General features: G+C 65.9%; 13 protein-coding genes. 10 read left to right on the forward strand and 3 right to left on the reverse strand.

What is annotated here, in order from left to right:
- From Q664_RS59235 to Q664_RS21705, 6 genes are all read left to right on the forward strand, one after another.
- A partial coding sequence (locus Q664_RS59235) for a hypothetical protein (protein WP_160174471.1) occupies positions 1-498 on the forward strand: 498 nt, incomplete at its 5' end.
- Positions 464-1,498, forward strand: coding sequence for a DUF2931 family protein (locus Q664_RS21685; protein ID WP_160174472.1), 1,035 nt, complete (start codon positions 464-466; stop codon positions 1,496-1,498). The genes Q664_RS59235 and Q664_RS21685, both read left to right, overlap by 35 nt.
- Before the next feature lie 311 nt (positions 1,499-1,809).
- Positions 1,810-2,157 (forward strand): hypothetical protein, encoded by a 348-nt coding sequence (locus Q664_RS21690; protein WP_152622259.1) that lies wholly within the window; start codon positions 1,810-1,812, stop codon positions 2,155-2,157.
- A 184-nt stretch (positions 2,158-2,341) separates the two neighbouring features.
- Positions 2,342-2,575, forward strand: a complete 234-nt coding sequence (locus Q664_RS21695; RefSeq protein ID WP_235216810.1) for a transposase — start codon at positions 2,342-2,344, stop codon at positions 2,573-2,575.
- A gap of 228 nt (positions 2,576-2,803) precedes the next feature.
- A complete protein-coding gene (locus Q664_RS52445; RefSeq protein ID WP_052518476.1) occupies positions 2,804-3,610 on the forward strand; it encodes a class I SAM-dependent methyltransferase in 807 nt (268 codons plus the stop codon).
- A gap of 258 nt (positions 3,611-3,868) precedes the next feature.
- Complete coding sequence (locus Q664_RS21705; protein ID WP_043398796.1) at positions 3,869-4,864, forward strand: terpene synthase family protein; 996 nt, start codon at positions 3,869-3,871, stop codon at positions 4,862-4,864.
- Here the strand turns inward: Q664_RS21705 and Q664_RS21710 are convergent.
- The 3 genes from Q664_RS21710 to Q664_RS21720 form a co-directional block, all read right to left on the reverse strand.
- Complete coding sequence (locus Q664_RS21710; RefSeq protein WP_043398836.1) at positions 4,856-6,478, reverse strand: hybrid sensor histidine kinase/response regulator; 1,623 nt, start codon at positions 6,476-6,478, stop codon at positions 4,856-4,858. The genes Q664_RS21705 and Q664_RS21710 overlap by 9 nt on opposite strands.
- Positions 6,479-7,217: 739 nt before the next feature.
- Positions 7,218-8,009: an enoyl-CoA hydratase/isomerase family protein gene (locus tag Q664_RS21715; RefSeq protein WP_043398799.1), complete on the reverse strand. Its 792-nt coding sequence runs from the start codon at positions 8,007-8,009 to the stop codon at positions 7,218-7,220.
- Positions 8,010-8,059: 50 nt separating this feature from the next.
- Positions 8,060-9,238, reverse strand: coding sequence for a DUF6068 family protein (locus tag Q664_RS21720; RefSeq protein WP_043398802.1), 1,179 nt, complete (start codon positions 9,236-9,238; stop codon positions 8,060-8,062).
- 335 nt (positions 9,239-9,573) lie between these two features.
- Between Q664_RS21720 and Q664_RS21725 the strand changes: the two genes are divergently transcribed.
- From Q664_RS21725 to Q664_RS21740, 4 genes are all read left to right on the forward strand, one after another.
- Positions 9,574-10,335: a zinc-dependent metalloprotease gene (locus Q664_RS21725; RefSeq protein WP_043398805.1), complete on the forward strand. Its 762-nt coding sequence runs from the start codon at positions 9,574-9,576 to the stop codon at positions 10,333-10,335.
- Positions 10,336-10,775: 440 nt separating this feature from the next.
- On the forward strand, positions 10,776-11,534 hold the full coding sequence (locus Q664_RS21730; RefSeq protein ID WP_043398808.1) for a zinc-dependent metalloprotease: 759 nt from the start codon (positions 10,776-10,778) through the stop codon (positions 11,532-11,534).
- A gap of 4 nt (positions 11,535-11,538) precedes the next feature.
- Positions 11,539-12,339 carry a trypsin-like serine peptidase gene (locus Q664_RS21735; protein WP_043398810.1) on the forward strand — a complete coding sequence of 267 codons (801 nt, stop codon included), beginning with the start codon at positions 11,539-11,541 and terminating at the stop codon, positions 12,337-12,339.
- A gap of 127 nt (positions 12,340-12,466) precedes the next feature.
- On the forward strand, positions 12,467-13,237 hold the full coding sequence (locus Q664_RS21740) for a hypothetical protein (protein WP_052518478.1): 771 nt from the start codon (positions 12,467-12,469) through the stop codon (positions 13,235-13,237).
- Positions 13,238-13,248 lie beyond the last annotated feature (11 nt).

Genomic DNA, 13,248 nt, shown 5'->3' on the forward strand with positions numbered 1-13,248 from the left:
CAACAAGTACGTCTCCATCATGAAGGAGCTCGAAGAGCTGATTGTCGGCGGCTGGTTCAGCTGGAAAGATGTAAAAACCTGAAGCAGGACCGTGGCGCGCAGGTCGGCGACGACTTCAGCGAAACCGTCAACAGGCACGGGGAAGTCTTCGTGAAACGAGTGGGCGAGGACGGCCAAGGCATCAAGAACATGTACACCCGCATCCCGCTGCATATGATGAAGGATGCGTCCAAGGGTGTGGATTTCGTGACGACCATCGACAGCGACACGGCGACTGCGATCAAGCCCGGCCTCGTGGACGCGCTCATTCTCCAAGCCTATGACGCGCTCAAGGGCGGCGTGATCCCTCCGGACTGGGCGCCTGGCAGCGCCAATATCAAGAAATTGCGCTACAGCCACCTCCACTTCTCCGCGAATTACGATGAAACCTGGGGCACGGCGCCGAATAAACCCCGGTACTCGAATGGCCACCGCCAACGCAAGGTTCACGATGGCTAGGCATTCCCTCATGCAAATGGCCGTGGCCCTGCTGCTGCTCACGGGCAACTGCAAGTTCCCACAAAAAACAAAAATGAAAACGTTTGAATGGTATCCGACGACTTCTGCTCCGAAGGAATACCCGGTGCGGCTCTTGAGCGCCTCCTTACATCTTGCCGACGGCGGACTTGTGGGCATCCAGCCGAAAGCCATGATTGCCAACGGCTGGGGTGAACTCGGAGCGGTGTCCCTTGTCGGGGAGGATCTGAAAACCTTGCCGGCGGAACTGGAGGTGCAGTGGTTTTCCTATACGGAGCGGAAATGCTACGGCGGCCGTTTCAAGCTGGATCAGGGAAAGCTGACGGAAGAATTCCAGAAAAAGATGATTGCGCCAGCAACGGATGCGCCGGCGGTTTTTACGCATCTCGTGATCGGGTTTGCGCCGAAGGGCGGTATCAGCCTCTGGTTCAACGGCGAAGGCGGCACGAAGGAGGTCAGCCATTTTACCGCGGCCGAGGTTCAGTTCGATATGCAGGCGATCATCGGCACATACCCGAATGTCGAAGTGTACGCGACGGATGTGATCGCTCGGAACCGGCCGGCGGGTTCGGTGAAGATGAGCGGCCATACCGCAGACGATTTCATGAAATGGTCCGGACGCTACCGCCAGGATTACCGCTGGCATTGGGCGATCACCGCAACAGTGCCAACCCGGGGTGTATTGGCACACTATTTCAATGGAGAGGAATATTACTGGCCTCAGACACCGGAAAAAGCAACAAGCTTCACGCATCCACTCCCCGATGCGGTAACCGTGCGCTGGGGGGACGGCAGCGATTCCGGTTCGAAAACCCTCCACTTTGACGATGCCGAGCTGTTCGCGGCATTCGACAAGCTGGGAGGTGCCGGGAAAGAAGCAGGCATCTTGCTCGAGCTCAATCGTGTCACCAGAACCGGTAAAACGTTTGTTCAAAACGAGACCAGCATCATCGAGCTGAAAAATACAAAATTCAGCGATTGACACCACCTGTCTGGTTGAATTGGGCGCAAGCGGGGTTGCCGCTTCTCCCTGTAGACGGCAGCGAAGAACCGACGGAATTTGACGGTCGGGTCGGCCGAGCGGCCTCCCCAAGACGACAAAACCCCCGGTCGGCGTGCCGACCGGGAGGCAGTCGCGTCTACCGCATCCGCCGTGAGGACCTCGACGGATTCCTCGCACGGCGCTCTCGAACTCGCACGGTGACCACTCCCAACGTCGAGGAGCAGGTCGCACGCATCCTCGACCGGGTGCGCACCAAGGCAATGAACACGGCGGAATAGGTGTTCCACCCTGTGACTACATCTAAGGTGGACAAGGAGCCGACCTGGCGAGCCACTGCGGTCTTCACCCGTGACGAGTTGGAGATGCTCATCTCCGATTCACGCGTCCCGCCCGACCGGCAGGTGCTCTACCACCCCACGCTGGCGGCCTTGCTGGCGGAGTGGAAGCTCAGGGGGTGGCCCGAGATGATGGGCCGCTCACCGATGCCCGAAGACCTCGTGGTGCCCATGCCATGGCCAACCAACCGTGGCCCCCGCGTGGAGTTCGGTGGGATGCGGACGGACCACCACTCCTACAAGCGGCTGGTGAAGGACATGGAGGCACTCGGCCTGCGTCACCGGCGGGGCCATGGCACCTGATGGCGCCCGGGGCGTTGCTACATTCCTTGCTACAGCCTCCCGGAAAGCTGAATCCTTTCCGGGAGATACAGAGTGGAGGCGGCGGGAATCGAACCCGCGGCCGGAGGCTTCCGGAGAGAACGTTTCAGAGCGTTCGAGGGTGGTTCTCGTAGGAATTCCAGCCGCTTACGCCGCCCCCTGCCCCATGCCGAGCTGGACGGAGATGGACGCCCGGCCCCCTCCCAGAAAGCAGCCCCGGTGCGCCTTCCTGGAGGGATTCTCCCTGCATGCCAACACGCACCTTCACGCCAACGACAGGCAGGCTCTGGAGCGGCTGTGCCGCTACGGGGCACGCGGTGCGCTGGCGCTGGAGCGTTTGTCACGAGCGGAGGATGGCCGCATCGCCTACCGCATGAAGCGCCCGCTGCCGGACTTGTGAGCATCCCTACCGGCCCAGGCGTGACGGAGGCGTGACGGCTGAAACAGCCTCCCTCCTTTCGAGTCCTTTGACACCGTCTCCGCCCTTCGGCGAGTGGCCCCCCTCTTCCCCAACGCGGCCTGCTCCAGCCGCTGACGCCGTTGAACAGGAAATTCAGACGAAGCGGCTGATTCTGGGGATACAGTTCAACCGCATCCACCCAGGCAGGCCAGGGAGAGAAAGAATTCCATGAGCTACGTTCTCGAGTCCAAATCAGAGTTCGACCGATTGGAGCACCAGTCGGGTCTTTCACCCTATGACTACCAGCGTGAGCTGGCCCTCTCCGGGCTCCCGCCGCTTCAAGAAGGGATGCGGTTGCTGGATGCGGGCTGCGGCTCCGGCGTCCTCGCGCGTCACCTGGCCCGCCAGCACTCCGGCTGCTCCGTCGTGGGGTGCGACATCTCCGAAATCCGCGTGCACCAGGCACAGGACGCCGCAAGGGATTTGCCCAACCTCCACTTCGAGGTCCGAGATCTCGCCCGGCTCGATTACCCGGAGGGGCACTTCGACATCATCATCTGCCGCTACGTCCTTCAACACCTGCCACAGGAGAGCCGCTCCGCAGCGCTCGCCGGTCTCCACCGCTGTCTCAAGCCCGGGGGATCGCTGGTGGCCGTCGATTTCGACGGGGGCTTCCTCAACCTCCACCCGCAGCCCACGTCATGGTTGCAGGAGGCGCTCCGGAACCTGGAGACCCGGTTCCCGGTGGACCTTCGTATCGGGCGCAAGCTGCCGCACCTGTTCGCGCTCGCGGGGTTCTCCGAGACCCACTGGCGCATCGACGTCCTCGAGTGGCGCGACGAGCTGCTGGCCCAGGAGCGGGCGCTCCTGGATGGGCGCATGCTCGCGTTGGAGCCCGTGCTGGCGGCCGTCCTGGGGAGCACCGCGGAAGCCCAACGGTTCCGGACCGAGTATCTGGCGGCGCTCGACACCCCGGGCTGCGTCCTGTTCTACAACAAGTTCATTGTAACGGGACTCAAACCCTCGCATCCGTGATTGAGAACTCCCCGAAAGGATGGGAAACAAAACAAGGCATTCCCCGGGAGGGCAGGAAAAGACAACTCAAACAGACCCGGGGACCATCACGCCAGCACTCTCATTTGCCTGTTCCGGTCCGACGATGTTATGTGTTTATTTGAGAGCGCGAGAGCGCTTTCCGGACCAGAACCTTCCATGACAAGGGGTGCTGCGATGACGGCGAGAGCGATTTCCCAACACAGTGAGGCCAAGGCCGCGGCATCCCAAACACACACTTTGCGAATCGCTCCCCAGGACTCCCGGTACGCGCACCTCGAGGCGCTTATCGGGAAGCTCCGGGAGAGGGATAGGGTCACCTTCGACCTCCAGGTGGACGGCCTGCGCCACCGTGTCGAATGGCCGCTCGATTTCTCCGAATACCGTGTCATCGCGAGCACCACCCCGGTTTCCCTGCACCTGAGCACTCGCGGCTCTTTTCCGGAGCTCGAGGTGCTCCGCTCGCACCTGTTGCACAGCGATCTCGACCTGCTCACCTACTACACGTGCAGCACCAGCTCGGCCCGCTACCTGCAGAACAGCCAGGACCGGATGGACTGGTTCTTCGCCCTCGACTTCTTCGTCGACGGGCCGGGGATGCCACCGGAGCTGCGAGAGGAGGTCGTGCGAGATCTGACCGGATGGCTCGAGAACCGGAGCCACCGGAGCCGGCTCACCTGGGTGAACTCCCTCAACGCCATGCTGCGGGTCGTCCTGGAGGATATCGAGCACGACGGCCTCGACACCTCCCTCATCGTGCGGGACACGCGCCGCTACTTCGAGGGGTTCCTCCTGGAGTTCGACGGGACGGTGCCGCTCGAGCGCTACCTCGAGAACAGGGCCAGGACGATTGGCATGGGGCCCGAGGTCGAATCCTGTTTTGCCTATCTGGGCAAGCCGCTGCCGCTCCAGGAGCGAGGCCCGGCCGAACGGATGAAGGAGCTCGCGGCCTACCTCGTCGCCCTGCAGAACGACGCCCTCTCCCTGCGCAAGGAAGAGGGCCAGGAGCAGGGGCATCTCCACCTGAAGACCTATTTCCCCGACAGCCGGAAGTACGTGTCGTTCCTGAATGGTTTCTACCAGGCCCGGTACGCCGACTTCCTGGCCCAGCGGCCACGCAGCCCCGGTCCCCTCGAGGACCTCTGGAAGGTCTGCTCCCAGTGGATCTGCGGCAGCCTGGTGTGGCACCTCACCAGCCGGCGCTACAACCTGGGGCAGTTCGACATCCTACCCTGAGCCCGGGCCCGTCCTTCGCGGGGCGGCGCTCGCGACCAGCTCCCGCAAGCGGGCGGGTTCAAAGGGCTTGGGGATGTTCGCCACCGTTTCCCGCGCCAGGAAGGCCCGCGCCCGTTCGGTGAAACCGCCCCCCGTCATGAAGATGAAGCGTGACAGGCACTCCGGGTTCTGCTGCTCCAACTGGGCGAACAGATCCATCCCCGACATGTCCGCCATCATCAGATCGCAGAACACCCGGTCGAAGCCGTCATCCACCGTCAGCAGCGCGAGCGCCTCGCGCCCACTCTGCACCACGACCACGTCGTGGTGCCGCCCGAGCAGGCGCCGCATCATCGAGCAGATGGAAGGCTCGTCGTCGATGATCAACACCCGCTTGTGCTGGGGCACCTCCGCCTTCGTCGAGACAGGCACCTCTATCGGAGCCATCACCTCGTCGATGCTCGGCAGCACGAGCCGGAAGGAGCTTCCCCGCCCCGGCTCGCTCGAGACCGTCAACTCGCCGCCCATGCCGCGGATGACCTCCAGGCTGATGGCCAACCCCAGCCCCGTGCCCTCGCCGGCCGGCTTGGTGGTGAAGAAGGGCTCGAAGATGCGCTCCATCACCTCCGGGCTCATCCCCTTGCCGGTGTCCTGCACTTCCACCACCACCTGAGTGCCCTCCACCCGCGTCACCAGGGTGAGGGCGTGGTTCGTCGCATCCCCCTCCGGGATGGCCTGCGCGGCGTTGATGAGCAGATTGAGGAGCACCTGCCCCAGCTTCGACTCGCTGCCCAACACCCGCGGCACCGGCGCGAGGCGGCGGACCACCTGCGCCCGATGGCGGATGTGCGGCATGGCCATGGACAGGCTGAACTCCAGTGCCGCGAGGACGTCCACCGGACCGACCCGCGTCTCGTTCGAGCGCGCCAGCGTCCGCAAGTCCTTCACGATGGCGCGGATGCGCTCGGCCCCCTTGCGCGCCTCCTCCAGCGCCTGCAGCGTCTCCCGGAGCGGCTCGGCCATGGGTGCCCCCTGCTCGCGCCCCCACATCCCGAGTTGCTCCAGTGCCACGTGGAGGTTGCCGGTCACGAAGGCCAGCGGGTTGTTGATTTCATGCCCCACGCCCGTCGCGAGCTGACCGGCGACCAGGAGCCCCCGCGATTGCTCCAGCGTCTGCTGCGCGGCCTCGAGCTGCCCGGCCCGCTGCCGGGCCAGTTCCTCCGCCTCCACCCGGCTCGAGTGCTCCTTCTCCAGCAGCGCCTTGCGCTTCAGCTCGTCGTGCACGAGCGTGGTGATGTCCTGGAACCGGACCATGATTCCGTCCAGGAAGGGCATCACGGTGCTACGGAACCAGCAGTCCTCCTCGGGGTAGTACACCTCGCCCTTGACCGCCCTCCGTGTCTCCACCACCTGGCAGAAGACGACGAACCGGCCGGTGCTCATCGCCTGGGGGACCGCCTCGCTCAGCCGCCGTCCGACGACCAGCCCCGGCTGGAGACGCTGCATGGACTCGACGTCGTTGGAGAAGATGAACTCGAAGTCGACGATGGTCCTGGCGTCATCGCGGATGGCGCGCAGGACCACACACCCATCCGGGTTGAGCTGCTCCATCTCCACCAGAGCGCGCAGGAGCATCGCGGCCCCCAGGCCCTTCTGCGGGTGTTCTTCTCCCTCAAGGCTCAAGGGGGACATCTCGACTCCTTACCTCCCATGCTCCAACTTCCTCCATCGGCATAATTTTTCACAAAATCGACCAGAGTGCGAGCCCTGACGGCCAATCGAAGGTGATGGTCCTCCGGCCTCGAACCGCGGCCAACCCCACCTCGTGGCATTGACTCCTGGAAGAGCGGCAGCGTCTGGATGGAGCGCTCGAACAGCACCTCCGATCCCTCATCCGCTCCCTCAAGTGAGAGCAGCGCCGAAGCCGGAAGAGGCGAGCGGGCCAGCGGAGAGCGCAGTGGGACCCCGCTCCACATGAAAATCCCTGGGGCCGTCTCCAGGGCTCCCCCAAGCAGAAGAGGAGGGGGCGAGCGTGGCGCCTGAGGCAGCGGCCAGCAAGGCGCCGATGAAGGAGAGGACGTCGGGAGTGGACCAGGCGGCGGTGCTCAGGAGGACATTCGACTTCGACGTCTTCGCCTGCGTGAGGTATCAGCAGGCCCATTACCCGCACACGGCAGGTGCGCGCCTGGCCCCGGCGCGAGGGCCACCCCAGGCCTCGTGGTGCGATGAGGTCCAGGGTCTGGAGGGTGGAACGAACCCGGGCAAGCCACTCCTCGAGCGCGAACGAATCAGGCAGGTGGCGAGTCGTTCCTCGAGCGCTTCGATGAGCGTCGACTTTCCCACCCGGTGCGAGCCACTCACCGCGATGCGCACCTCAGCGCCCCTGGAAGACGGGAGCCCTGCGCGCCGCCGCGGCCGCGAGCCCCTCGCCCAGGTCCTCGCTCCCGTAGCTCTCCGCCTGGAAACGCGCCTCGTCCTCCAGGGCCCGCAGGAGGGCGGCCCGGTCCGGGGCCAGCCTGCGCTTGAGCGCTCGAGTCGCCAGCGGGGCATTCGCCGCCACCTGGGCCGCGAGCGTCCGGGCGCGCGCGAGCACCTCGGGCCCCGGCGTCGCCTCCAGCGCCAGTCCGAGCCGCACCGCCTCACGCCCATCGAAGCGCCGGCCCGTCAGCAGCAGCTCCGCGCCCCGCTGCGCGCCCGCCCTCCACGGCACGAAGTACGTCGCCCCCATGCCCGGGTGCAGGCCCAGCTGGACGAAGTTGAGCGCGAGCTTCGCGTCCTCGGCCACCACGCACAGGTCGCACGCGAGCGCCACGCACAGCCCGGCGCCAATCGCCGCGCCCTCCACCGCCGCCACCGTGGGCACCGGCAGCTCCAACACACTGAGGTAGCGCGCATAGAAGTCGAGCATGAAGGTGCGCGCCTCCTCCGAGGACACCTGGCGCAGCCGCTCGAGCATCTGGAGGTCTCCCCCCGCGGAGAACGCTCCGCCGGCCCCCGCGAGAACGACAGCCCTCACGTCGGGGCGTTGCTTGAGCTCGGCCACCCGGTCCCGCAACGCCTCCCCGAGCTCGGGGGTCATCGCGTTGCGGCGGGCGGCATCATTCAACGTGAGGGTGGCGACGGCACCCTCCACCTCGAGCAGGACGGCAGTGGACGGAGTGGACATGGGGCCCCTTCTATCAGGCCCGGCCCGAGGTCCGGGGCCCCCGCCACGCGTTACTTCTGGCCCCCGAGCCACGAGCCCCACCGCTCGAGCCGCGCACCGCCCTCGGGCTCGCGCTTGCCACCGGCGGCCACGCGCTCGGTGCCACTGGAGAGCGGCATGAAGCGGGCCTCATAGGGCAGGCCCGCGAGCGCCGGTGCCCACGGCTCGGCCGCGTAGGTGTCCGTGAAGACGCGCGGGGTGCCCTCGACGTCCTCGGTGCGCTGATCGATGAGGGCGGGCACGGTGCGGCCCTCCACGGTGAAGGTGCCACGGGTGCCGGCCGCGGCGGCGGCGGGAGGCCAGTCTCCCGAGGACAGCACGTCCCAGGGCAGGTTCATCAGCACCTCCTCGAGGGCCTCCGGCTCGGCCTGGGAGAAGTCCGAGCACGGGGTGGCGTTGGCGTCCACGGGGCCCTCGGCGCGCAGGAAATAGCCACGCTCGGCGGCGAAGCACACGCGCTGCACGCCGGGAGCGGGACCCACGTCCACGCGCCGCTCGTAGTACGCGCCCGGGCCCAGGGGCCGCTCCAGCGCGGGCACGGCGGCGGTGGCACCGGCCGAGCCCTCGCGGAACTCGCGCAGCGTCAGCTTGATGCCGCCCGGAACGTGGAAGCCGGCCGACTCCGTGCTCGCCTCGAGCAGGCCGCCCGTGAGGTAGAGCGGGCCCGGCTCGTTGGCGTACACGCGCGTGCGCAGGGGGCCGTCCACGGGGCGCTGGTCACTCACGTAACGCATGGCCTCCCAGGTGCGGCCCGCGCTGTTGGGCTTCTCGGCGGTCGCCTCGCCCGCGTGCGGCACCTCGAGCCGGCGCGTCGTGTCCGCGCGCACGGGCACGAGGAGCTCCTGCGCCAGCCTCGGGTGGGTCAGGGGCTTGCCGGCCTCATCCATGTAGGCCACGCGCACCCAGACCCAGGGCTGCTGCACGGCCACCACCTCCAGCGTCAACTGACCGCCGAGGGTGCGCGCGGCACCGCCTTCGCCGCGCCCGGGGCCCTGGTTCGCCGAGAAGGAGTAGGTGACCCGGTCGCCCACACGGGCGCGCTTCCAGGCGTCAGCGGCTTTCATGGAGGCGGACTCCTGGGCCTGGGGATCGGAAGGAGAAGGGCTGCTCGACTTCGTGCTCTCGCAGCCCGGGAGGAAGGACAGGGCCGCGCCCAGCAGCGCGGCGATGGGGAAGGTGGAGTGGCGCATATGAAGGTGTGACTGAATACACCGGGAGTGTATTCACGCCTCTGTCCGATGGATGAACACGCTGTCCGAGATTCGGACAGCCCAGTTCGTACGCACTCAAACCATTGACGTCACAACTGTTTCGACGCCAAACGTCAGGGCGCTTTACAAGAAAGCGCGGGACAGTGGGTACATCCCTGCTCCAAGGCGAATCTTGCGCTCTCAACTAAGTCCCTGATTTCCCGTGTCTCCGGGTGTTGGCCCGAGGGTTGCTCATGGGATGGGGGCGCGGCCGCGGCTGGAAACCCCCAGGCGGCAGCGTCCAACCCCTGTCGTCCCTCGAAAAGGAAGCCCCCATGCGCAAGCTTTCCCTGGCGTTGCTGGCTGGTGTTGCCCTCGTCGGCTGTGGTGTCGATCCCCAGGCCGAGAACCAGGAGATCGTCTCCAACCTGGTCAAGGCCGGCTTCCCGGCCGACGACATCCAGATCGTCGACAACCAGGTGTACGTGGGCCGCGACGCTCACGTGACCCTCGAGGCCTCCCTCGAGATGCTGCAGGCCGACAAGGGCGCCGAGCAGTACCGGACGACCAACCTGGTGAGCACCAGCGTCAAGAAGATCTGCATCAACCCCACCTCGGCGTTCAACAGCTACAGCCGCCTGAGCGCGGGCCTGGATGCGGCCATCGCCAACTACAACAGCCTGGGCCTCTCCTTCACCATGGTGCGCGGCCCCGCCACCGGCTGCAACGCGAACATCAGCGCGAGGACCATGTCCGGCGCCGGCGGCTCGGCGGGCTTCCCCTCCGGTGGCCTGCCCTACGGCATCATCAACATCGGCACCGGCCTGCAGAGCTACAGCTCGGGCGTGAACAAGCACGTCATCTCGCACGAGCTCGGCCACTGCATCGGCTTCCGTCACTCTGACTACTACAACCGCTCCATCAGCTGCGGCGGCTCCGCCACCAACGAGGGCACCGCCGGCGTGGGCGCCATCCTCATCCCCGGCACCCCCAGCACCGCCACCTCGGGCGGCTCGGTCATGAACTCCTGCTTCAGCTCGAGCTCGACCGGCACCTGGACCAGCTCCGACCGCACCGCGCTGTACTACCTCTACTGAGGTGACACGGGGTCCGGGGATGCACGGCGTCATCAGGACATGAATTGATGACGCGGGTGCTTCCCCGGCACTCCGGCTGAGGAAGATGACCGTGGCGCGGCGCGCCAACGTCGAGGTGGGTCCCCTCCGAACCCGGGAGGCGGGCCCCTGTCCTATTGGTGAACAGATCGTCCGAGACTCGGACGATGCGGGGGTCTTGCGCGCAAACCTTTGAGCCAACAATCGATTCTCCGGGAAACGTCAGGACTCTTTACAAGTAGTCCCAGGACGGCTGGCACATCCGTGTTCCACGGCTAATCTTGTATTGCTTGCTAAGGTCTTGTTTTCTCGTGTTTCGGGGGGTTGGCCCGAGGGTTGCTCATGGGATGGGGGCGCGGCCGCGGCTGGAAGCACCAGGCGGCAGCGTCCAACCCCTGTAGTCCCTCGAAAAGGAAGCCCCCATGCGTAAGCTCTCTATGGCGTTGCTGGCCGGTGTTGCTCTCGTTGGCTGCGGTCTCGACACGGAGACCGAGAACAAGGAGATCGTGCAGAACCTGGTCCAGGCCGGCTTCCCGGCGGATGACATCCAGATCGTCGACGGCCAGGTGTACGTGGGCCGCGACGCGCACGTGACGCTCGAGGCCTCCCAGGAGATGCTGCAGGCCGACAAGGGCGCCGAGCAGTATCGGACGACCAACCTGATGAGCGGCATCACCAAGATCTGCATCAACCCCACCTCCGGCTTCAACAGCTACAGCCGTCTGAGCGCGGGCCTGGATGCGGCCATCGCCAACTACAACAACCTGGGCCTGTCCTTCACCATGGTGCGCGGCCCGGCGACCGGCTGCAGCGCGAACATCACCGCGACCACCATGTCGGGCGCCGGCGGCTCCGCGGGCTTCCCCTCCGGTGGCAAGCCCTACGGCACCATCAACATCGGCACCGGCCTGCAGAGCTACAGCGCGGGCGTGAACAAGCACGTCATCTCGCACGAGCTCGGTCACTGCATCGGCTTCCGTCACTCTGACTACTACAACCGCGCCATCAGCTGCGGCGGCTCCGCCAGCAACGAGGGCACCGCCGGCGTGGGCGCCATCCTCATCCCCGGCACCCCCAGCACCGCCGTGTCGGGCGGCTCGGTCATGAACTCCTGCTTCAGCTCGAGCTCGACCGGCACCTGGACCAGCTCCGACGTCACGGCGCTGAACTACCTGTACTGAGAAAATGGCGCGGCGGCCCCCTGATCCATTCATGAATCCGTGGGGCCTGCGCCTCGCGGGCACCGTCCTCCTGGGCCTCACGGCCTGTGGAAGGCCGGTGCCCGTGGATCCTCCTCTGGTTTGCGGAAACGAGAAGCAGCCGGAGGTGAGCCGTCTCGCTGTACGCGGTCTCGATGTAGGCAGTCTGTCTCAGTGCGGCCCGACCGCCGACTTCACCCCCGTCAACAGCTATCAGGGCGAGTTCGCCGATGTGCTGGACAGGGAAGAGGCGGTCGCCCTGATCGACGGGCGTTGCACCGGAACCCTGATTGAAGCGAGCGCGGGCCCGGTGGTGATCACCGCGGGTCACTGTGTTGGCATCGGGGACCGGCCGCTGCTTGTCTTCAACTTCGAGGACAATCCCGACGGAGAACAGCTGGTGACCGAAGGCACGGTCATCGAGCAATCGCTCGATCCCGACTATGCGCTCATCCAGTTGGACGTGCTCCCCGCGGTGACGCCGGTCCCGCTGACGGCCCAGGCCACCGAGCGGCTGGCGATCATCCAGCATCCCCGGGGCAAGCCCAAGGCCATCGCCGAAGGCAGATACCTGGACGCGTGTGCTCGGCAGGTCTACTACGTGGATCTGGACACCCTGGTCGGGAGCTCCGGCGCTGGCATCTTCACCCGTCAAGGGTACCTGCTGGGAATCCACACCGACGGTGATTGCGACGAAAAGGGCGGCGGCGCCAACAGGGGTTGGACCGCGGAAGCGATCGCCGAGGCGTCCGAGTACCTGCACAGCACCGACATCGCCGAGCGCTGAGGGCGTGCGGGCAGGGCCCAGGAGCATTCGTCTCGTGGGATCGCACTCCCAGTCTCTTCCCGGATTGCAGGTTTTCCAGTTTGGCGGTATTCTTCAAGGCCCCCCTTCGAAGCCTCATCACCGCCCCATGCCCCTCGCCTCCTTCCGAATCCGTCCCCTCCTGCTGTCCACGTTGCTGCTCAGCGCGTGCGGTGCTCCCCTCGAGTCCACGTCCCTTCCCCCTGACGAGACGCCGGGCCAGGTGGAGTCCGCGATGTGCGCGGGCCTGAGCGTCACCTCGCTCACCCTGGCGGGAGCCAGTTCCTACGGAGGCGAGCTGGGCGCCGCGGGCAACTGGGCGGTGTCCACCTTCGCCAATGGCGTCCGCCTGGAGTACTACGTGGACGGCCAGCGGCAGGCCTGGTCCGAGATGGCCTCGCCCACGGGCACCTGGAATCACAGCAGCTCCAACATCGCCTGCGGCACGCATACCCTCGAGGTGCGCGCCTGGCCCATGGTCATCGACAGCAATGGCAATCGGACCACGTGCACGGCGCAAGGCGCGCGCGTCGTCACGAGCACCTTCTCCCAGGCCTGCCCTTCGGCCTCCATGCAGTGCTACCGCAATAACAATCAGCAGGTCACCTGCACGGGCTACGCCTCGGGAGGGACCGGCTCCCATACTCCTGTCTGGCAGCAGGTGAACCGATTCAACCACATCCCGGAGCCGTACGTGAGCATGCCCTGGTACGAGGGCTACTGGAGCCATGTCTTCTACTGCGAGGCGCCCATGTACGCCTCCCTGGAGGACGCCCAGGTCCAGATCCAATTCAGGGTGGAGGACAGCACGGGGATGGGCTCCACGGAGATCAGCAACTACTTCTACTGCAAGGAGTACTCGGTCGAGCAGCCCTGGTGAGGACTGAACCC

Origin of the sequence: Archangium violaceum Cb vi76, assembly GCF_000733295.1 — a bacterium.
Taxonomy (GTDB): Bacteria; Myxococcota; Myxococcia; order Myxococcales; family Myxococcaceae; genus Archangium; species Archangium violaceum.